The organism is Parasedimentitalea huanghaiensis, from assembly GCF_009753675.1.
GTDB classification, from domain to species: domain Bacteria; phylum Pseudomonadota; class Alphaproteobacteria; order Rhodobacterales; family Rhodobacteraceae; genus Parasedimentitalea; species Parasedimentitalea huanghaiensis.
The window spans coordinates 45,543-66,719 of sequence record NZ_WQLV01000004.1; the positions used below are offsets into that span (position 1 = coordinate 45,543).

18 protein-coding genes and 3 tRNA genes are annotated in these 21,177 nt (G+C 55.2%); 5 read left to right on the plus strand and 16 right to left on the minus strand.

The window, feature by feature from the left end; genetic code table 11:
- Positions 1-4 precede the first annotated feature (4 nt).
- Complete coding sequence (locus GO984_RS07865) at positions 5-256, minus strand: WGR domain-containing protein (protein ID WP_157022006.1); 252 nt, start codon at positions 254-256, stop codon at positions 5-7.
- Between the two features lie 78 nt (positions 257-334).
- On the minus strand, positions 335-871 hold the full coding sequence (locus tag GO984_RS07870; protein ID WP_157022007.1) for a peroxiredoxin-like family protein: 537 nt from the start codon (positions 869-871) through the stop codon (positions 335-337).
- Between the two features lie 84 nt (positions 872-955).
- On the opposite strand from GO984_RS07870, the gene GO984_RS07875 reads away from it, so the two are divergent.
- A complete protein-coding gene (locus GO984_RS07875; RefSeq protein WP_157022008.1) occupies positions 956-1,693 on the plus strand; it encodes a helix-turn-helix domain-containing protein in 738 nt (245 codons plus the stop codon).
- Between the two features lie 49 nt (positions 1,694-1,742).
- Here GO984_RS07875 and GO984_RS07880 read toward each other — a convergent pair whose 3' ends face one another.
- The 3 genes from GO984_RS07880 to GO984_RS07890 all read right to left on the minus strand — a co-directional run bounded on the left by GO984_RS07880 (position 1,743) and on the right by GO984_RS07890 (position 3,928).
- The gene (locus GO984_RS07880) at positions 1,743-2,312 is read right to left on the minus strand and encodes a TrmH family RNA methyltransferase (RefSeq protein WP_342448070.1); all 570 of its coding nucleotides are present in this window, start codon (positions 2,310-2,312) and stop codon (positions 1,743-1,745) included.
- Positions 2,313-2,619: 307 nt separating this feature from the next.
- Positions 2,620-3,258, minus strand: a complete 639-nt coding sequence (hisH, locus tag GO984_RS07885) for an imidazole glycerol phosphate synthase subunit HisH (RefSeq protein ID WP_157022215.1) — start codon at positions 3,256-3,258, stop codon at positions 2,620-2,622.
- A 52-nt stretch (positions 3,259-3,310) separates the two neighbouring features.
- Entirely contained in the window at positions 3,311-3,928 is a 618-nt protein-coding gene (locus tag GO984_RS07890; protein ID WP_157022009.1) for a TetR/AcrR family transcriptional regulator, read from the minus strand.
- Positions 3,929-4,013: 85 nt separating this feature from the next.
- On the opposite strand from GO984_RS07890, the gene GO984_RS07895 reads away from it, so the two are divergent.
- Complete coding sequence (locus GO984_RS07895; RefSeq protein ID WP_157022010.1) at positions 4,014-4,628, plus strand: DUF2306 domain-containing protein; 615 nt, start codon at positions 4,014-4,016, stop codon at positions 4,626-4,628.
- A gap of 25 nt (positions 4,629-4,653) precedes the next feature.
- On the opposite strand, the gene hisB is transcribed toward GO984_RS07895, so the two are convergent.
- On the minus strand, positions 4,654-5,241 hold the full coding sequence (hisB, locus tag GO984_RS07900) for an imidazoleglycerol-phosphate dehydratase HisB (protein WP_157022011.1): 588 nt from the start codon (positions 5,239-5,241) through the stop codon (positions 4,654-4,656).
- Positions 5,242-5,410: 169 nt separating this feature from the next.
- Between hisB and GO984_RS07905 the strand changes: the two genes are divergently transcribed.
- Positions 5,411-5,650 (plus strand): Lrp/AsnC family transcriptional regulator, encoded by a 240-nt coding sequence (locus GO984_RS07905; protein ID WP_157022216.1) that lies wholly within the window; start codon positions 5,411-5,413, stop codon positions 5,648-5,650.
- A 109-nt stretch (positions 5,651-5,759) separates the two neighbouring features.
- On the opposite strand, the gene GO984_RS07910 is transcribed toward GO984_RS07905, so the two are convergent.
- From GO984_RS07910 to GO984_RS07935, 6 genes are all read right to left on the minus strand, one after another.
- The gene (locus GO984_RS07910; RefSeq protein ID WP_157022012.1) at positions 5,760-7,112 is read right to left on the minus strand and encodes an aminotransferase; all 1,353 of its coding nucleotides are present in this window, start codon (positions 7,110-7,112) and stop codon (positions 5,760-5,762) included.
- 172 nt (positions 7,113-7,284) lie between these two features.
- Positions 7,285-7,359: transfer RNA gene (locus tag GO984_RS07915), tRNA-Gly, on the minus strand.
- Positions 7,360-7,765: 406 nt separating this feature from the next.
- Positions 7,766-7,840 (minus strand) — tRNA-Gly (locus GO984_RS07920).
- 91 nt (positions 7,841-7,931) lie between these two features.
- Entirely contained in the window at positions 7,932-8,834 is a 903-nt protein-coding gene (locus GO984_RS07925; RefSeq protein WP_157022013.1) for a NaeI family type II restriction endonuclease, read from the minus strand.
- A 105-nt stretch (positions 8,835-8,939) separates the two neighbouring features.
- Positions 8,940-9,899, minus strand: coding sequence for a DNA cytosine methyltransferase (locus GO984_RS07930; protein ID WP_157022014.1), 960 nt, complete (start codon positions 9,897-9,899; stop codon positions 8,940-8,942).
- Positions 9,900-10,042: 143 nt separating this feature from the next.
- A tRNA-Gly gene (locus GO984_RS07935) sits at positions 10,043-10,117 on the minus strand.
- Between the two features lie 152 nt (positions 10,118-10,269).
- Between GO984_RS07935 and GO984_RS07940 the strand changes: the two genes are divergently transcribed.
- Positions 10,270-11,169, plus strand: a complete 900-nt coding sequence (locus GO984_RS07940) for a YHYH protein (protein ID WP_157022015.1) — start codon at positions 10,270-10,272, stop codon at positions 11,167-11,169.
- 133 nt (positions 11,170-11,302) lie between these two features.
- Here GO984_RS07940 and GO984_RS23970 read toward each other — a convergent pair whose 3' ends face one another.
- The 4 genes from GO984_RS23970 to GO984_RS07955 all read right to left on the minus strand — a co-directional run bounded on the left by GO984_RS23970 (position 11,303) and on the right by GO984_RS07955 (position 18,052).
- Positions 11,303-11,533: a DUF1214 domain-containing protein gene (locus tag GO984_RS23970; RefSeq protein ID WP_425339645.1), complete on the minus strand. Its 231-nt coding sequence runs from the start codon at positions 11,531-11,533 to the stop codon at positions 11,303-11,305.
- Between the two features lie 20 nt (positions 11,534-11,553).
- Positions 11,554-13,131 carry a hypothetical protein gene (locus GO984_RS07945; RefSeq protein ID WP_157022016.1) on the minus strand — a complete coding sequence of 526 codons (1,578 nt, stop codon included), beginning with the start codon at positions 13,129-13,131 and terminating at the stop codon, positions 11,554-11,556.
- Between the two features lie 193 nt (positions 13,132-13,324).
- A complete protein-coding gene (locus GO984_RS07950; RefSeq protein WP_157022017.1) occupies positions 13,325-16,765 on the minus strand; it encodes a pyruvate carboxylase in 3,441 nt (1,146 codons plus the stop codon).
- Positions 16,766-16,891: 126 nt separating this feature from the next.
- Positions 16,892-18,052 carry an alpha-hydroxy acid oxidase gene (locus GO984_RS07955; RefSeq protein WP_157022018.1) on the minus strand — a complete coding sequence of 387 codons (1,161 nt, stop codon included), beginning with the start codon at positions 18,050-18,052 and terminating at the stop codon, positions 16,892-16,894.
- A 272-nt stretch (positions 18,053-18,324) separates the two neighbouring features.
- Here GO984_RS07955 and GO984_RS07960 point away from each other — a divergent pair, with 272 nt between their 5' ends.
- On the plus strand, positions 18,325-20,751 hold the full coding sequence (locus tag GO984_RS07960) for an ATP-dependent helicase (protein WP_157022019.1): 2,427 nt from the start codon (positions 18,325-18,327) through the stop codon (positions 20,749-20,751).
- Positions 20,752-21,177 lie beyond the last annotated feature (426 nt).

Here is a 21,177-nt window from a genome sequence, read left to right on the forward strand (position 1 = left end):
GGGCTTACAGCAGGCCCAATTGCACCGGGATCGGGACAAACCCGCGTTTGACCTGCCTGTCGCGGTGGTTTTCAACGGTGCTCAGCGCCTCGGCATAACTGCCGAGGTACAGGCGTTTTTGCTGTCCGCCCGGGGCGCCAAGAGGGCCTGCAATCCGTTCCACGCACCAATCACCAAACAACGTCTGATACAGGCTCAGCACGCAATAGCGATGCTGACCCTGATGGTGGTCGAATTTTTCGAGACGGATCTGCAAGGGCTGGACCTGATTTGAAAGCGTCTGGCCGGTATGCCCTTAACTGCTTGGAGTGTCCATTACTTGCCTTCGCTAGGGCTAAACCTCGCCAGTATATTCGCCGCGGGCTGGGTAGTCGTTGGCGATGGCGAAATCCAGTGCCCCAACCAACTCCGAGAAATGTGGTCGCACGAATGGCATGGTTTGGACCGAGCCATAGTACAGCGACTGGTCCGGGCTGACCATGAATAGGCCGGGTTCGGCAAACAGGGCGGGTTCTTCGATCCCAATCGAGGTTTTCCCGCGTGAGGTCGAAATATAAAGCCCCCAGTCCTTGGCCACGCTCAGTGGCAGGTCATAGCCAAAACGCAGCGATTTCGCCTCGATCTTGTCCGCCATGGCGCGGGTGCGTTCTTCGCTGTCGGTGCTGAGCGCGATGCAGCTGACGCCACGTTCAGCAAAATCGGCGACGCGCTTTTCCAGCTCTTTCAGGTAATTGGCGCAGATCGGGCAGTGCAGCCCACGGTAAAAGCAGATCACCGTGCCGCGTTCACTGCCTTCAGTGGTCAGATCGAAAGTGCCGTTGCCGAGGGTCGGAACTGTCAGGTTGGGTGTCTTTTGGCGTGGGATCAGCATTTGGTACTCCTGTTATCTGCTTGATAGTGGTTATGTCAGGCGTTAAGGCTTGGAAAATCCGAAAAAACCGACGAGAAATCCGAAATGGATCGACTGACAACATTGATGGAGCGATTTCACCTGTCGGTGCAGGCGACACCTGTAGAAGAGGCAAACCTGTTGGCCCTAGCCGAATTTGGCGATGACCCCACGCAGTTGGTGTATTTCCCAGCTGGCCTATATCCGGCGGAAATGGGCGGTGACGTGGTTTTGTCGGCGCTGGTGGATTGGTCTGGACATAGCAACCCGTTCTTGGCCGCACTGCCCGAGGTGGTGGATTACGACCTGAGCCAATCCACTGAAGCGCAGGCACTAGTGCGATTGATGATGAATGAGGCGCAGGGTGGACGCTGTGGGGCGCAATCGGTGGTCAACCGGTTAGGCGAAGTGCTGATGGTGCGGCTGTTACGCGAACAGATCGAACGAGGGGCAACTGAGCCGGGGCTGTTGGCGGGCCTGTCGGACGCTCGGCTGAGCCGGGCGATTGTAGCAATGCATGATCATCCGGGTCGTGTCTGGACCACATCAGACCTGGCGCAAGAGGCGGGACTGTCGCTGTCGCGCTTTTCCGAACTGTTCGGGGCCGAGGTGGGCGAAACACCAATGGGATACCTGCGCCGCTGGCGGCTGATTCTGGCGCGGCAGGATCTGCAACGCGGTGATCGGGTTGAGGCGGTGGCGCGGCGCTATGCCTATGGTTCACCCGAGGGGTTCAGCCGTGCGTTTCGCAAGGCTTATGGAGAAGCGCCGGTGGCGTTGCGGCGTGTTGGCTCGAACATGTAGTTTGGTCATGTGGGAAGAGAAAGGGTTTAAGTTCATTACCGCTTAGGTTCTAACTTGCGTCGCGAGGCATAGTAGTAGGTAGCGGTTCAGACCGTTTCCCTTTCTTGTTACCGCGCCGATATTTGCTCTGATACTCCCGTCGCTGCTTGGTCACTTCATACAAAACGATGCCAGAGCTGGTGCCCAAATTTAAGCTCTCGATCATGCCAAACATAGGAATTGCGACACACATTTCGCTTCGTTCTACAGCAACCTCGCTGATGCCGCGCTTCTCGTTTCCAAACCAAACGGCAAGTTTTGTATGAGTTGTGTAATCCCCTTCATTTAGGAAGACATTAACCTTTCCCTTGACGTGCGGGGACGTGACAGCGGAAACAAATCCCTTTTCTTCGAGGTGTTGGAAGCACTCAATCGTGCTGTTGAAACGTTTGACAAAGGTCCATTTCACTGCGGAAACAGATGTCTTTGAAAGCGACTTTCGCTCGCGCATGTCTTGCCAATCTTCGGGCAGCGCATTGCGAGGGTCGACAATATAGACCTTTTCAACGCCAAGAGCGTTTACGTTTCGGATTACTGTTCCAATGTTTTTGATGTCTGTAGGATCTTCAATTACCGCAATTAGGTTCTTGCAACGAAAATCCTAGATTGCGTCAGCGCGCTTACGAACCGAGGCCTTAGATTTTTTGGTTTCCGTGGTATCCATGTTAGCTTTCTACTTATCCAAATTAGGTTCGATGAATGATTTTTATCTATCTGTGCTACATCAAGCCAACGTCGGCTTGAAACAGGAAGTTGGCAACTGGAAGTGGATACAGGTTTCTACTAACCCGCGGTGGCGACAATCTACAGTAAGGTCAGAGCCGGACCGTGGCAGCTAAAGTCCTATGTCGCAATGGACGAAAACTAACTACTCAGGTGCTTTTGATCTAAGGCTTCCAAGTCAAAAAATTCCCGATCATGCGCAGGCCCACGTCTTGGCTTTTCTCGGGGTGGAACTGCATGCCGACCATGGTGTCGCGGCCGATGACGGCGGTGACGTCGCCGCCATAGTCCACATGGGCCAGACGTTCCGCCGCATTGCGGACCTGGAATTGGTAGGAGTGCACAAAATAGGTATGATTACCTGACTTGATGCCATCAAAGATCGCGTGGTCGTTTTCGATGACCAGATTGTTCCAGCCCATGTGCGGTACTTTCAGGCTGCTGTCGCTCGGCGTGATTTTCACCACGTCACCGCCTATCCAGCCGATGCCTGGAGTCTCTTCGTATTCGTGCCCGGTGGTAGCCATCAGCTGCATGCCGACGCAGATGCCCAGAAACGGGCGGCCCTTGTTTTCAACTGCGTCAACCATGGCGTCATAGATACCCTTGTGACCGCGCAGCTCGGACGCGCAGGCCGGAAAGGCGCCGTCGCCGGGCAGAACCAGCCGGTCCGCACGGGCCACAACATCTGCGTCTGAGGTCACGACCACGTCGCCAGCGTTCATTTCCCGCGCCATGCGCTGAAACGCCTTTTCTGCCGAATGCAGGTTTCCGGATTCATAGTCGATGATGGCGGTCAGCATGTGTATGGTCTCTTGTAAGGTCTCTTTCACCTGTCGTGAATGGCGTTAAAGGTCAAGCCTTGGTAGCGTTGCTGACTACCAGTGCGTCAAGCAAAGACACCACTTGATCAAAAGGGCCGCGCGCTTGATGGCTGAGGTCAATCCGGCCAAACCGGCTGGCCATATACAGGTGGGTGTAGCCGTGGATCAGGGACCAGACCTGAGTTTCAATGATCATCGGGTCCTGGCCGGGCTGAACAAAGGGCGCACAGGCTTTGCGTAATACGTCATAGGAAAAGGCAGTGCCGGACTTGAGGTTCGATTCCAGACCCTCCATCGGGGCGGAGCTGAAAATCAGGTCAAACAATGCCGGGTTATCAATGGCAAAGTTAAGGTAGCCGCTGCAGATGGCCTTGAGGTGGTCAAGTTCGCTTTGATTTTCGGTGCCACTGGCATTGAGCATGGACAGACGAAATAAGCGAAACCCTTCCTGGGCAATGGCACCGCGCAATCCGCTGATTCCATCAAAATGATGGGCCGGGGCTGCGTGTGATACGCCAGCCCGTGCCGCGCACTTTCGGAGAGTTAGCGAATCTTTGCCACCTTCACTCAACAAGGCAATGCCAGCCTGAATCAATGCGCTACGTAGATCGCCGTGGTGATGCGGCTTTGTGTTTTGATCATCGGTCATTTGCAGAAATTATCAGCTGACTTGACAGTGTCAAGTTGATCTGATCTTTACAATGTCAAGTTCAGCAATGACGCAAGGATGTCTCATGGTTTATGTATCGCGGATGCGGGTGTTTCTGGTTTGGTTCTTATGCTTAGGGGTGGCGCTGGCCTCTTGGCGGTTTATGGCCTTGGGAGTCGAAGCATCGATGGATTTTGTCGCCTACCACGCCGTCGAGCGACGATGGGCCTTCTTTGCCCATATCACTTTGGCGCCCTTGGCCCTGATTTTGATGCCGTTTCAATTCTGGAAAGGGCTGCGGACAAGGCGGCCGGACGTGCATCGTTGGATTGGGCGCGTTTATGGGGTAAGCATTCTGCTGGCCGGTATTGGTAGTCTGCTGATGGCATTTGGCACCACATCGAGTCCGGTGGCCGCCTGGGGCTTTGGCTTGCTTGCAGTGGCCTGGTTAGGCAGCACAGGTTACGGAATTTGGTTGGCGCGGCAGGGGCGCATTGCTGAACACCAGCGTTGGATGATCCGCTCAGCCGGTTTGACCTTTGCCGCAGTCACATTGCGGGTCTATCTACCGTTTCTGTTTATGACACTGGGCGAAGAGGCCGGTTATACACTGGTGGCTTGGCTGTGTTGGGTGCCCAATTTAGTGGTCACAGAATGGTTTCTCAGGCGGTCAAATGTGCCGTCACCTGCGGCAGCCTAAGATCAGGACATGGGGATAGGGGCGCTTAAAGCGCCCCTTTTGTTGATGGAATAGCGTCGGCCTTACGTGGGTCCGTTTCAACCGCTGGACGCAGGGCGCGGGCAACCGATTTGAACGCGGCCTCGACGATGTGGTGGCTGTTAAAGCCGTGAATTTTGTCGACGTGAAGCGTGATGCCGCCGTGTGTGGAAAATGCGGTAAAGAACTCGCGCACTAGCTCGGTATCGAAGGTGCCGATTTTCTGGGTTGGGATATCCAGGTTCCACACCAAAAACGGCCGTGCCGACAGGTCCAGAGCGCAGCGTACTTGAGCCTCGTCCATTGCAAGGTGGCACTCACCGTAACGGCGGATACCTTTCTTGTCGCCAAGTGCAGCGGCTAGGGCTTGCCCCAGCGCGATGCCGGTGTCTTCCACCGTGTGGTGGTCGTCGATGTGATAGTCGCCTTCGGCGCGGATGGTCATGTCGATCAGCGAGTGGCGCGACAACTGGTCCAGCATATGGTCGAAAAAGCCAACGCCGGTCTGATTGTCATAGACACCGGTACCATCCAGATTGATCTCGACTGAAATCGAGGTCTCGGCAGTCGAGCGGCTGATCTTGGCTGTGCGCATGGGGCAAATCCTTATTACATCCGGGGTGCTTATAGGGGCAGGCTGGGGGGCGGCTCAAGCCTATGGTGGGGATTGGCTGACAGGTGTTGCTAAAAGGGACGGGGGATTGCGCCCGGCAGATGGGCGTGCCAGCTTGGGGTCAACACATCCTGAAAACCTGAGGCTTCTTATGTCCATCTGTGTCTTTATCCAAATTCGCTGCAAACCCGGCACCACCTATAAAGTTGCCGAGGACATTGCGCTGCGGGAAATTCATTCCGAGTTGTATTCCACCAGTGGGGACTTTGATCTGCTGATGAAGCTGTACATTCCGGCGGATGAGGATGTGGGCAAATATATCAATGATCACCTGCTGGTGATCGAGGGTATCGAGCGGTCGCTGACTACGATGACTTACAAGGTATTTTGAGCGGGAACATGAGAAGATTTGCTCGGCGGTAACGCCGGGCAGCGCCCGACCCTCCCCACGGGAGGGCGCTTTCGCACCCACCCAGGGTCAGGCGCTGCCCTAGTGTGTATCAGCCTGCGATCAGGCCTTTGTCATTCAGCTCGGCATATGCGCTGTCAATCGCGGCCTTCAGCTTATCCATCAGTTCATCGACCTCGTCACGGGTGATGATCAGCGGCGGGCACAGGGCCAGAGCGTTCCCGGCTACCGCACGCAGGATCAAGCCGTTGTCCTGACAGAACTTTTGCGATGTGGCTCCGGCGAGGCCGCCATCAAAGCTGGCGCCAGTGGTTTTGTTGGAGACCAGCTCTAACGCTGCGATAAGACCTTTGCCGCGAACCTCACCTACCAGTGGGTGATCGGTGAAAGCTTCGCGCAGCTGAGCTTGCAAATAGTCACCGACATTGGCGGCGTGCACGAACAGGTTGTCGCGCTCATAAATCTCGAGGGTCTTCAAAGCCGCAGCGCAGGCCGCTGGGTGGCCGGTATAGGTATAGCCTTGGCCAAACACACCTATCTGATTTGTCTGTTCAATCATTGCTTCGTACATCCAACCAGGAATGACTGCAGCTGAGATCGGGAAATAGGCAGAGCTGAGCTGTTTGGCAAAGGACATCAGGTCGGGTTTGATGCCCATGGTGGTACAGCCAAAATCATTGCCTGTGCGGCCAAACCCGGTGATGACTTCGTCCGCCCAGACCAGAATATTGTGCTTGCGCAGAACCGCCTGCAACTTTTCGTAATACCCTTCGGGGGGGACGATGACGCCAGATGCGCCGGTGATAGGCTCAACAATCATCGCGGCGATGGTGTCGGGGTCTTCTGCGACGATCTGTTCTTCTAGATTATTGATGATCCGGTCAACAAACTGCGCCTCAGTCTCGTTGCCCTGACGACCTGTGAAATAATGCGGAGCATCGGCGCGCAAAACGCCTAAGGCCTCTACTGGGGCATCAAAATGGGCCAAGTTGCCGGGCAGCGACGTCAGCGATCCTGCCGCAACGGTCACTCCGTGGTAGCCGCGCTCGCGGGTGATGATCTTGCGCTTTTCTGGTTTCCCGATGGCGTTGAAGTAATACCGCAGCATTTTGTAATGGGTGTCGTTGGCATCAGAACCCGAGTTGCCAAAGAAGAAATAGGCGTCTTCAACCGGCACCATATCGCGCAGTTTATCAGCAAGCTGCTTGATCGGCTCATGCGTCTTGCCACCAAAAGTATGGGTGAACGGCAAGGTATTGAGTTGTTCTGTAATGGCATCGACAACTTCTGTGTTGCTGTATCCCAGTGAAGTACACCATAGGCCAGCCATGCCTTCGATGTATTTATTCCCGTCGGTGTCATAGACATAAATACCTTCGCCGCGCTCCAGGCACAGTTGTTCGACGGCGGTGAAATTTGTGTAAGGGTAGATGACTGGGGCCATGCCGGAACTCCTGTTGTGGCGCGGTTGCTTGAGCGCAGGATTGACCGGTTTTTAGGTCTGCGTCAAAGGAATTTGATCAAAAAAACTGGGCGTGCAAAGATTACGGTCCAAAACGCGAAAAGGCCGCCCTAAGGCGACCTTTCGAAATCCACCGGGGTATTGGTGGTCCAACTGGAGCGGGCGAGGCGATTCGAACGCCCGACCCTAACCTTGGCAAGGTTATGCTCTACCCCTGAGCTACGCCCGCATTCCGTTGGTGAAGCGGTGAATAGGATTTCCTAGCGGGGGCCGCAAGAGCGAAGTGACGAAGGGGGATAAAAAATGTTCCAGTGGGTCAAAGGCGAATTCCCCGCAACTATCTCCGCCTTAGTTGATCCTTGAAAGAGGGAAGCTAGCTTCCCTTTGAATTTGCCGTATCGCTCCGGTTTTTGACGACCGAAGGAGACCTTTGAGCGCGCAATTGAAAGGACCTATTTTGCCCTAGGGGCTGCGGCAGATGTTTGTGACGCTAATTGTTGATTGGGGTGTTGCCCGGATCGTCAATTTTGGCGCGACTGAGGATTAATTGAGGATCGTATATAGGGCGAGGAATCCGTTTGGGTTCTGGACGACTGCGCCAAATGCCAACGGCCGCCCGTTTCGCTGGTTCCGATTGGAGCGGGCGAAGAGATTCGAACTCTCGACCCTAACCTTGGCAAGGTTATGCTCTACCCCTGAGCTACGCCCGCACTCCGTATCGGTGAGGCGCTGAATAGAATTTCCCGGCCCGCGCCGCAAGAGGTAAAATGGAAAAATTTGTTGAGGACGGAATTTTCGCGATTAATCGGCAATCTGGGGAAGATCGAAACCGGCCTGTGCTGCCATACGGTGTTGCAAAGCAGTGGTTGGTTGGCAGGAAATAAAATCGCTGGGCGAGCAATGGGGTAGGTCCAACGCTTTGATCAACTGGCCGTGTAACTGGCCTTGCAGCAACAGGATTCCGTCCTGCGCGAGTAGATCACGGGCACCACGTCCTTTGTCAGATCGTACGCGGCGCATGAAGTCTTTTTGCATCGCTACAGCCTCGACCACATCGCGTGAGATCGGTTGGTTCTGCATTGCGCGAAACAGTGCTGCCATGCGGGCGTTTCCAGTGTCGTGGGTGAAAATCTGTTCCACGATGGATTCGTCCACCGTGCGCCAAAAGTTGGCCGGATAGGGGTGATCACACAGCAGCCACAGGATGTGCTGGAACCCATAAGCCGAGATGGACCGCTTGGCGTCCTTGTTCTGACCGGCGGTCAGATAGTCATGTTTTGCGACGATTAAGCCCAGATAACATCGAGCGCGTACCTCATCTGCTGCGACCAGCATACAGACCTGATTCACCGCTTCGGTGGGGATCATCCAGTTGCTGCCCATGGTGTTTTTGATGTCGACATCATGGTCTAGGATGACGGTGTCCAGTTTGCCGCGTTTCAGGCGCAGCAGGGCGCGTAATTCAATCTCAACCCGGGTGCCGATGTAGGTCTTTTCAGTTTTCTCCAACTCTTCATAACTGCGCCGCCCAGTTTTGGGGGTCATGATGACATCGTCGATGCAGGTGCGCAGCATGGCGGGGAAGTCATCCGCGAAGGCAAGGGCCCCGCCAGCACGGGCGGTGATCTCGGTTTGCAGTGAAGACAGCAGTCCGAAATCTGGGTGCTCCGGATGGACTAGGCTGGGGGGAATGGATTTTTTCATAGCTGCGCCTTTGGTCCGACCGATAGGTTGGACCGCGCCTGACCTTCCCCCCGGGAAGGCGCTCCACGCCTCCCCAAGGTCAGGCGTGGTCCTACATAAAAAGTGTCAGGCCCGCACGACATGCAGATTTGGCTTGGAAATGGCTGCTTTCAGCTGAGTGGCGACAGCTTGTGCCACCGGTGGCGGGAAGGCATTTCCAACCTGTTTGTAAGCGTTGGTTTTGGCACCGGTGAAATGCCAGTCATCTGGAAAGCCCTGTAGGCGGGCCACCATGCGCACGGTCAGGCGGGGCATGTCGTTGTGAAACGGATCCGGGGCCTCGGGAGCGATGGTGCGACCCTCTACCCCCAACGATGCCCAGGCCTTGCGCGAGCGGGTTGGGCCCAGATCCGGGCCGCCGTGCTTTTTGGAGCCGCCAACGATGGTAGGCGCGATCTCATCAGCCTTGGCTGCCCAATCGTCTGCTCCACGCCAGCCACGTTCCTTCATTAAATCAATCAGCGTTTCACCGACTTTGGGCGGGTTGTGTGGCAGCGGTTCGGGCCAGCAGAACTGATCGTTATATTCCTTACGTAGGGCAACAATCACCACGCGCGGGCGCAGCTGTGGCACGCCATAGTCTGAGGCGTTCAGCAACCGCCAGTCAGTGGTGTAGCCTAGTTTGCCAAGCTGTTTCTTCAGCTTCTCGCGATAGTCCAGAAACACCGCATCCAGAAATCCCCGCACGTTTTCGATCATCACCGCGCGGGGGCGAGTGGCATCAACGATTTTCAGTGCGTCGTCGAACAGGTTGCGCTCGTCCTTATCACCCAGCTGCTTACCCGCGACTGAAAACGGCGGGCAGGGCAGACCGCCGGCCAGTAGGTCGATCCCGGCAAAGTCCGAGGCACGCTCTTTGAACAAGCGTACATCTTCTTCAACCACGTTCCAGTTGGGGCGGTTGTGGCGCAGGGTGGCGCAGCAATGCTTGTCGATCTCGACCAGTGCAGTGTGATCAAATCCGGCTTTTTCCAGTCCCAGGGCCTGACCGCCCGCACCTGCGCAAAGTTCAACTGATGTCAGCATGCTACCTCGTTGTTATTGGCGCCATGTGTGGCGTTCTTGCTCTGTTCTTAGCGGTTGAGCTGATTCCCCGCAAGGCTGGACACTAGAGCCTGAGCCGGAAATGCGAAAGGGCCGCCCGAAGGCGACCCTGTTCGTTACACCGATGGAGCGGGCGAAGAGATTCGAACTCTCGACCCTAACCTTGGCAAGGTTATGCTCTACCCCTGAGCTACGCCCGCATACCGTCGGTGAGCGCTGAAATAGGAAGTCCGAGCCTGCGCCGCAAGTGCAAAACGAACCGAAAGCAAATATTTTTTTGAAAACACCGACGGAACAGCTTGGGTCCTTCGTAAAACCTTTTAACGTACATTGAAAATCAGGGGAATTGAGCATGCGTGTTTCTGATACGGCTAAGCTGGCAGTTTTAGGCGGACTTATCACTGTAGGGTTTGTTTTGCAGAGTGACGCGCAGGGGCGGCGGCCGATGCGGCAGCACACAACGACGGAGGCCCAAAACCTGGACCTTGTAGCCGCAACGGTGCAATTGCGCGGCAGCAAGGTCAAACTGCGGGCCAGCGGCGACACGGTGAAGATCCGCGCCAATGGCATCCCGGATCACGCCGTGGGGCAGTTTCCCAACCGAGGTAATCCCCATGAGATCAAGTCACAGAACTATCGGTTCTCGACTGATACCGACCAATTACCAAGCGTGGCCAAGGCATTTGGCATGGCCGGTTTGTTTGGCGTTGCGGTCAACGGGGTTCCTTTTGACCCGGCGGCAGCTGAGTTTTGGAAGGGCAATCAACAGTCTGGCTGGCAATATGAGGCGCTGGGAGGGGCTGTGACACTGGGGCTGGATCAGAATTTCGCCCATGTGCAGCCAAGCGGGGCCTATCATTACCACGGACTTCCCTGGGGGTTGATGCAGCAATTGGGCTGGTCTTCAAACAAGGCGTCGCCTCTGATCGGCTATGCGGCGGACGGTTTCCCGATTTATGCAATCACCGCCGAGGTGAATGGTAAGGTGCGGGAAATGACCAGTTCTTACCGGTTGAAATCTGGCAGTCGCCCCGGCGGGTCGGGGCCCAGCGGGCGCCATGATGGGGCCTTTGTGCAGGACTACCAGTATCAGGCTGGATTGGGCGCGCTGGACGAATGTAATGGTGCACAGGTGGTGACAGATGATTTTCCAGGTGGCACTTACGCGTATTTTCTCAGTCAGGATTTCCCTGTTATACCGCGCTGCCTGAAAGGCGACGCTGATCGTAGTTTTTCCAAACGGCGCGGTTAAAAACAGTTCGCCCTGGGTAAACCTTGAACATAAGAGGGATCACTTTGTCAGTTCGATGGATCCGGGCCGTTGGCTTTTGTTTGATCAGGTTTCCCAGGGGGCTGTAGAAACGCAGATTCGTGAGCCAGCCGTTTCAGTGGACAGTTTCAATCCAGTTGGCTTCCCCCTTCGAGTGATAAGGGCCGAATTGCAGATCGAAAAAGCGGTCGTCATTGGTGATCGTGTTGTCGCGGGCTCTGCCACGACTTGGGGAGGTCAGCCCCGGTTGCAATTTGGACTGCGTTTGCAAGTCACACGCTACAACTGACCAGAACTTTTTGTGAGAGTTATTTGGCGCCAGTAGATTAGAACTTGTTGAGAACATCACCGTGTGGCCATGGTAAATTACTTAACTGCCAAACATTTCTTCAGCTCTGCATCTATCATTGCTTGGATTGACTTATCTGCGCAGCAGGCGGCGTTGAATTTTTTGCTGAGTTGTTCGGCGCTTTCCGTTCCTTTTGCGGAAAGCAAGATGTTCTCTGCATGCTTTTTGGTATGTGCTGTCGTCTTTTTTATAACAAGGCTGGTCACCGCCGATGCAATTTTTGCATGGGCTTGCGCGGTCAAAGTCGCGCCGACCTTTTTGTTTTTTACCAATTTGTTCAACCGATCAGGTACGAGAGAGTAGGTTATCAGATCCTTGTGCTCATAAGACACTTTTTTGAAAAAGCTCCCAAGACGTTTGTTGATTTCGCCAGACAAGGGAGAGATCATTATTTTTGAAATCAGTTCATCGAGTTCTTTGGCCGTAGGAGTCTTTCCTTTTTTGGCACTTTCGCCAACCAATTTCACGACCTCTTCATAACTGCTTTTATATAGGCGCTCCCCGCCTGTACGTATCACCTTGTCCGCAAATTTTTGGACTGTGCTTTTTGAAACCAAAGATGTTTGAGAGACTATAGCTCTCGTTACATCATCGCTAACTTTTGAAAGGAGCTTTGTTACTGGTTTTGTGGGGATCTTGGACGTGAGGGCTCCTACTGTTCCGTCGATAATGATCTTGCGAAATGAACCGGCGACATCATCTGTAAGACCCAAATTGTGTTTCCAACCTTCTTCCATGCTGGATTGCAGGACCGAGGTACCGACGGCCGAGGCAACTGTCGCTACTGTTAGACTTGCGCCGGCGGTAACAAGGATCGGAGTGGCAATGGCGCCCAAAGCAATGAAGCCCACAGTCTGGGTAACCTCTAAAGCAAGAACGATGTTTGAACCGCCGGAGATATACTGGCTCTGAAACCGATCCATATCCTTGGCAAATGCATGAACCGCCTTTTCTGCCGGGGGGAATTTTTTGTGAATGAAGCCAAGGTCCTTGCTTGACTTCAGCTTCTTCAGCGTGGCGGCAGCACTTGCAGCTTTTTTCGCCAGTACAGGTTTTGGGGCTCCGGTCGTCCCAACCGTGACGAATAGTGCGTGCATTAACGCTGCCGCTGCGTCTTCGCTGAAATCTGCTGTTTCTTCGAATTCTTTATGGATCATTTGCAAGACGCGGTTGTAGCTGATCAACGATCCAATGCGACGGTGAATACTTTTGAGTGCCTGTGCATACAGGCAGTCATACTCAGCCTTGTTGCACAGAATAGTCTTGCCTTTGAACTTGATCTGATAGAGCGGCTCGTTTTGCGCTTTTTTAAGTTCTTTCAATGCCTTTAGGTATTTAGGCTGCAGGGCCTTGAAGGTGCGACCACTTGGATCAACAACGCTATCTGTAGTTTTAAACCCGACTTTTTTCTGGAAGCGATTGATAGCCTTAATAAGGCCGTTGTCCACTTTGGTTGAATCGCCCAGAGGTCCGATTCCATTTGCTTCGAGCATGTTACGCAGCAGAGAAACGTCTTTCTTCGCATTTTTGACAGCTGCGCCTTCGAATGGACGGGGGGACGCTCCTACAGGAGCAGAAAGCTGATTGCTCGACATATGGCTTGATCCGAATGACATTTTAAATAACTCAACCTTCCAAGGATGACCTTGGGTTGTCAACTGTAGTGCTATATTCCTGAAAATTGTTCCCTTTTTTGGCGAGCATCTGGCTTTAGTGAGAGAGGGGTTATAAATAAAAAGGCGCCAAACCGAAGTTGGCGCCTTTAAAGGAAGTTAGACTGGTTTGTGATTACTCCAGTTCGATCAGAAGATCCTTGGCGTCGATCTGGGTTCCGGCTTGAACATGCACGGCTTTGATCACCGCATCGTGTTCGGCGTGGATGCCGGTTTCCATTTTCATGGCCTCGATGGTCAAAAGAAGGTCGCCCTCGTGGACTTGCTGGCCAACCTGTACCGCCACTGTGGCGACAACGCCGGGCATTGGCGCGCCAAGGTGGTCATCGTTTCCTGCTTCGGCTTTGGGGCGTTCGGCAGTTGAGGATTTCACCAAACGGTTAGGTACCCGGATGACGCGGGGCTGACCGTTCAATTCGAAGAACACTTTGACTTCGCCCTTTTCGTCGGTCTCACCAATGGCCTGTAAGCGGATTTCAAGGGTTTTGCCTGGGTCAATCTCGGCTTCGATTTCGTCACCCGGCTCCATGCCGTAAAAGAAGGTCTGGGTAGGCAGTGCGCGCACTGGACCATAGGTTCGGTGGCGCCCCATGTAATCAAGGAAGACCTTGGGGTACATCAGGTAGCCGTTCAGATCCTCGTCGTCGATTGCCTTGCCATTCAACTCTGCACTCAACTCGGCACGGGTGGCTTCGAGATCTACCGGCTTTAGGTGTTTGCCCGGGCGTTCCAAGTTTGGCGCATCACCTTTGAGGACCTTATTGACGATGCCATCCGGGAACCCCTGAGGAGGCTGGCCCAGATTGCCGCGCATCATGTCGACAACGGAATCTGGGAAAGACAGGTCTGTGCCGGGATCTTCAACTTCGGCGCGGGACAAGCCCTGAGAGACCATCATCAACGCCATGTCGCCAACCACTTTGGACGACGGCGTCACTTTAACGATGTCACCGAACATCTGGTTTACGTCGGCATAGGTCTGTGCGACCTCGTGCCAGCGCTCCTCCAGGCCGAGGCTGCGGGCCTGTGCTTTGAGGTTGGTGAACTGACCGCCGGGCATTTCGTGCAAGTAAACCTCAGAGGCAGGGGCCTGAATGCCGCTTTCGAAGGCTGCATACTGGCCGCGGACCTGCTCCCAGTAATCCGAGATTTCACGCACAATGGCGATATCAATGCCAGTGTCACGATCGGTGTTACGTAGACCCTCGACAATGGAACCCAGGCAGGGCTGTGAGGTACCGCCCGAGAAGGCGTCCATGGCAGCGTCCACAGCATCGACGCCAGCATCGGCTGCGGCCAGAATGGTGGCACCGGCTATGCCGGATGTGTCGTGGGTGTGGAAGTGGATCGGCAGGCCGACCTCTTCTTTCAGGGCTTTGACCAGAACGCGGGCAGCGGCAGGTTTCAACAGGCCTGCCATATCTTTCAGACCCAGAACATGGGCGCCAGCCGCTTCCAGCTCTTTTGCCATGCCGATGTAGTATTTCAGGTCATATTTGGCGCGGTTGGGGTCAAGGATGTCACCGGTATAGCAGATGGTGCCTTCGCAGATCTTGCCGGACTCAACGACGGCATCCATTGCGACGCGCATGTTTTCAACCCAGTTCAGGCTGTCAAAAACGCGGAAGACATCTACACCTTTTGCGGCTTCGGCGACAAAGCTTTGTACCACGTTGTCGGGATAGTTGGTGTAGCCCACGCCGTTGCTGGCGCGCAGCAACATCTGGGTCATGACGTTTGGCATTGCCTCGCGCAAGTCACGCAGGCGCTGCCATGGGCATTCCTGCAAAAAGCGATAGGCCACGTCAAAAGTCGCACCACCCCAGCACTCGACTGAGAACAGCTGGCTTAGGTTATTGGCATAGGCCGGCGCGACCTTGATCATGTCGATCGAGCGCATTCGAGTGGCCAGAAGCGATTGGTGGCCGTCACGCATTGTGGTGTCGGTCAGCAATAGCTGGCGTTGGGCCTTCATCCAATCAGCCACGGCTTGAGGGCCTTTTTGCTCCAGCAAGTTGCGGGTGCCATAAGGCAGGTTGCCCGGCGTGACCTTGGGTGCTCGTGGCGCTTTCAAGTCGGCGGGTGGTGCGTTGCGGCCTTCGGTTTCGGGGTGACCATTGACCGAGATGTCAGCGATATAGGTCAGAACTTTGGTGCCGCGGTCTCGACGCTTGGAGAACTGGAACAGATCGGGCGTCTCGTCGATGAATTTGGTGGTGTAGCTGTTGTCCAAGAAGGTTGGGTGCTTCAGCAGGTTTTCGACAAAGGCGATGTTGGTCGATACACCGCGGACCCGGAACTCTCGCAGGGCGCGGTCCATGCGGGCAATCGCCATTTCTGGGGTCGGTGCCTTGGCGGTGATTTTGGTCAGCAGGCTGTCATAGTAGCGTGTAATCACGCCGCCTGCATAAGCAGTGCCGCCATCCAGACGGATGCCCATGCCAGTAGCTGAACGATAGGCGGTGATGCGGCCATAGTCAGGGATGAAGTTGTTCTGGGGATCCTCAGTGGTGACACGGGTCTGCAGCGCGTGGCCAGTTAGAACGATATCATCTTGATTGGCTTTGCCGGTGGCCTCTGCGATGCTTTTGCCTTCGGCGATCAGGATCTGGGCGCGCACAATATCGATGCCGGTGACTTCTTCAGTGACAGTGTGTTCCACCTGCACCCGTGGGTTCACCTCGATGAAGTAGAACTTACCGTCGTCCATATCCATCAGGAATTCGACGGTGCCGGCACATTCATAGTTCACATGAGCGCAGATCTTGCGGCCCAGGTCACAAATCTCGGCGCGTTGCTCTTCGCTTAGATAGGGGGCGGGCGCGCGTTCAACCACTTTCTGGTTACGGCGCTGCACCGAACAGTCGCGTTCAAACAGGTGATAGATGCCACCTTGCTTGTCGCCCAAAATTTGTACCTCTACGTGACGGGCGCGTTGGATCATCTTTTCCAGATACCCCTCGCCATTGCCGAATGCAGATTCGGCCTCGCGGCGACCTTCGAGGATTTTCTCTTCCAGCTCATCCTCGCCGTAGATCGGGCGCATGCCGCGCCCGCCGCCACCCCAAGAGGCCTTGAGCATGAAGGGATAGCCTACTTCCGCAGCTTCCTTGCGGATGGCATCCATATCATCACCAAGTACTTCGGTGGCGGGGATAACTGGAACACCTGCCTTCACCGCAACCCGGCGGGCCGAGGCCTTATCCCCAAGGGCGCGCATGGTTTCAGCCTTGGGGCCGATGAAGGTGATGCCATTGCGTGAACAGGCGTCGACAAAGTCAGGGTTCTCTGACAACAGACCATAGCCGGGGTGGATCGCATCTGCACCGCATTCCTTAGCGACACGGATCATCTCGTCGATGCTTAGATAGGCGGCAACCGGCCCCATACCTTCGCCAATGCGGTAAGCCTCGTCCGCCTTGAAGCGATGGAGGCCCAATTTGTCCTCTTCGGCATAGACGGCAACGGTGGATTTACCCATTTCGTTGGCGGCGCGCATTACGCGGATGGCGATTTCGCCACGGTTGGCAATCAGGATTTTTTTGAAGTCTGTCATGTCACCCTCGGGGTCGTGCAGTTTGGAGGAAGTGTTAGGTACATCTTAAAGGCAGGTATACTCGTAGTACTGGGTATAACCGGCAAGATGGTGTGTTTCTGCGGCTTCTTATTGCTGTCTTGTTTCCTATTGGTTCGGGACGGGCGCGGTTGGGAGCGTACAAGGCTCGGGCAGCTTCAACAGGCTCGAACAGCCAAGTTGGCCCATATTGGCCTCCAGATCCTTTTTCAAAATGTTGATCAGGTGGGTGGGGCCTGATGGCCCAAGTGCGGCGAGAGCAAAGTGAAACGCCCGACCGAGCATGACGAAGTTGGCCCCCAATGCCAGTGCGCGCAAGATGTCCAAGCCGCTCTCAACGCCGCTGTCAAAAATCAATGGTAAGTCTGTGACCTGTCGGATCTTGGGTAGCATTTCGATACTGGCCGGGCTTCCATCGAACTGGCGACCAGCATGGTTTGACACCCAGAGGGCGTCGGCACCGATCTGTTGCAGGCGCAAAGCATCGTCGGGGCGCATTATTCCCTTGACCACTAACGGTCCGTCCCAGTGGTCGCGCAGCCATTGGACATAGTCCCAATCCGGCGAGGTGCGCAGTAAATAGCCTATATGAGCGGTAGAAGAGAGATTGCCCATCTCACCACTGATGTATTTATCAAGTGTCCGCATATGCGGCATGCCGCGCTGGGCCATACCTATCGCCCATGCTGGCCGCATCATGACCTGGGCCATCAAACGCGGTGTCAGCTTAGGCGGCTGTGTCAGCCCTGAACGCACCTGCCGTTCGCGGCGCGATGCCACGGGGACATCAGCAGTCAGGATCAACACTTTAAACCCTGACGCTTTGGCGCGCGCCAACATGTCTTTGCGAATATCGGGATCTTTCGGGGGATAAAGCTGAAACCAGCCATGTTTACCAAGATGCGGTGCCAGGTCCTCGGGCGATTGTGTCGCCACAGTAGAAAGTGAGTAGGGGATATCTGCCGTTGCAGCGGTGCGGGCCAGATGGCGTTCGGCATCGGGCCAGATCAGCCCAGACATCCCTAGCGGGGCAACACCAAAGGGCAGCGGAAGGGTTTCACCAAACAAAGATGTGCTAAGATCGATATCAATAGGTCCGTGAAGAATGGAAGGTAGAAACCCAACTTGATCCAGCGCTGTCCGGTTGCGGGCTTTGGTCGCCTCGGTTCCCGTGCCGCTATCCAGATACTCCCATACGAACTTGGGCAACCGCCGACGGGCACGGTGGGCTAGGTCGGATACAGCGGGGTAGCGGCTATCTAAATCCATGGCGATTTGTGGGAAGGCTTGCGCGAAAAATCAAGTGCTGCGGTGCAGCGAAATTGAAATTGAAAGATTTGGCAAGAAATTTACCCGCCATATGTGCCTATGTTCCGTTCTGGGGCTCGAAATTGGTCGAATCTTGCTGAGTGCAAGTGCGTGGTGGCGCCGGTACGGGTCTGGAGATGCAAATGGCAGCTGGGAGTGGGTATAAATAAAACGGGGAACATAGTGGGAACGTCCTCTTTCCCAACCATTGGAATCACGCTAGTGTCACGGTCATGAGCAGTTTTGATGAAATGGACGCCTTCGAGGGCGCCTCGCTATCCTCTCGTGCCATGGCGGCGCGACCCCAACCCTATCTTGATGCGCTGAACCCGGCGCAGCGTGAAGCTGTGGAATGCCTGCAAGGGCCTGTGCTGATGCTTGCGGGCGCTGGCACTGGTAAGACCAAGGCACTGACTGCACGGATTGTGCATCTGCTAACAACTGGCACGGCCCGCACAAACGAAATCCTGGCGGTGACCTTTACCAATAAGGCAGCGCGCGAAATGAAGGAACGGGTCGGCGGCATGCTGGGCCAACCGGCCGAGGGCATGCCTTGGCTGGGTACCTTCCACGCGATCTGCGTCAAACTGCTGCGCCGTCATGCTGAACTGGTGGGGCTTAAAAACAATTTCACCATTCTGGACACTGACGACGTGATCCGGCTTTTGAAACAGCTGATCCGCGCCGAGGGCATCGACGACAAACGCTGGCCAGCGCGAGCATTGGCCAATGTCATTGATGACTGGAAGAACCGGGCGTTGGTTCCGACCAAGGTGCCGGTCGCTGATGCCTCGGCCTATAACGGTAAGGGCGTTGACTTGTATGCCCAGTACCAGACCCGCCTGATTGAGCTGAACGCGGTGGATTTTGGTGATTTGCTGCTGCACATGGTGACGATTTTCCAGAACCACCCTGATATTCTGGAGCAATACCAGCGTTGGTTCCGGTTCATCATGGTGGACGAGTATCAAGATACCAACGTTGCCCAGTATCTGTGGCTGCGGTTGCTGGCTGGTGGGCACAAGAATATCTGCTGCGTGGGTGATGATGATCAGTCGATCTATGGCTGGCGCGGTGCCGAGGTGGGTAACATCCTGCGGTTTGATAAGGACTTTCCCGGTGCCAAGGTGGTGCGGCTGGAGCAGAACTATCGTTCAACCGAGCATATCCTAGCGGCGGCGTCGGGCGTGATTGCGGGTAACCAAGGGCGGTTGGGTAAAGAACTGTGGACCGATGCCAAGGGCGGAGAGAAGGTACGCCTGATTGGCCATTGGGACGGCGAGGAAGAGGCGCGCTGGATCGGCGAAGAGATCGAGGCGATGCAGCGCGGTACCCGAGGGCAAGGGCCTCGGGATCTGGATCAGATGGCGATCTTGGTCCGCGCCTCGCATCAGATGCGTGCGTTTGAGGATCGGTTCCTGACCATTGGCCTGCCGTATCGGGTAATCGGTGGGCCGCGCTTCTATGAGCGGCTCGAGATCCGCGATGCCATGGCTTATTTCCGGGTTGTCACCAGCCCGGATGATGCGCTGGCGTTTGAGCGGATTGTGAATACGCCGAAACGTGGGCTGGGCGACAAGGCACAGCAGACCATTCAGATGACGGCACGTGAAAACGGTGTGTCATTGGTCGAGGGCGCTCGTTTGGCGGTTGAAAACGGCTTGATCAAAGGCAAGGGCGCTGGGCAGTTGCGGCAATTGCTGGACAATTTGGCCCGGTGGAGTGCGATGACGGTTGGTCCGGTTCTTGAAATTGACGATGAGTCGGTGCTCGACGATGGCGGCGCGCCGCAAATGCGGTTCGGCGAACCCGATGTGCCACACTATGAATTGGCGCAGATCATTCTGGACGAGTCTGGCTACACTACCATGTGGCAGAACGACAAAAACCCGGACTCGCCGGGCCGGTTGGAGAACCTCAAGGAATTGGTCAGCCAGCTGGAAAACTTCGAGAACCTGCAGGGGTTTCTGGAGCATGTCAGCCTGATCATGGACAACGCATCCGATGATGCTGGGCAGAAGGTATCCATCATGACCCTGCACGGCTCTAAGGGGTTGGAGTTCCCCGCGGTGTTCTTGCCTGGCTGGGAGGATGGATTGTTCCCATCGCAGCGGAGTATGGACGAAAGCGGGTTGAAGGGCCTCGAAGAGGAACGGCGACTGGCTTATGTCGGGATTACGCGGTCTGAGGAAGTCTGTACAATTTCCTTTGTTGGTAACAGGCGGGTGTTTGGGCAGTGGCAGTCACAACTACCCTCGCGGTTTATCGATGAGCTGCCTGACGAGCATGTCGAGGTGCTGACGCCTCCGGGGCTGTATGGTGGCGGATATGGTGCTGCGGCGCCATCTGAGGCTCCGGTACGTTCGAGCATCGAAGAGAAGGTGGCGCTTGCGGATGGTTATAATTCACCGGGATGGAAGCGCATGCAATCCCGGGCAGGGCAATATGGGACAGCGCAGCCCAAACCGGCAAAGAATCAAATTATCGACGTCAAAGCCGTGTCCAGTTTTACGCTGGGTGACCGGGTGTTTCATCAGAAATTCGGCTACGGGATGATTGCAGGAATTGACGGTGATAAGCTGGAAGTTGAATTCGACAAGGCTGGGCTGAAGAAAGTCGTGGCCGCGTATGTCTCGGCGAGTGATGATATTCCGTTTTGAAGAAGATGCGCGCAGTTTTTGACGTTTGACTGAACGATTGAACGCGGCAGTTCTATAGCACCTTGCGCACAACGGTATGGCAACTGACCCTGCCTGCTGATTTGGTTGGGTTTTGATTTCGTCATTGCCCAACTTGGGACAGCTCTAGGACCTGCCAGTATTAGCAAGTTTTACTACATGGTTAGTCAGGAACGAAGGTTTCCAGTTTCCTCGAGGAGCCCAATATTGCGTGCCTTGAGGCTCTCGTTACTGCAAGGGGCACCTGCCAATTGCGTGGCTCATGACTGTAAGAGCGCGCACGGCAGATATTTAGAGAGAATCGCTACAAGATAAAAAAACGGCGGCGCCAGGGAGGAGGCACCGCCGTTCAATACAACACCAGAAGCTCAGGGAGGAGGAAGCTCCGGTGTATTCGGATCCGGCTGT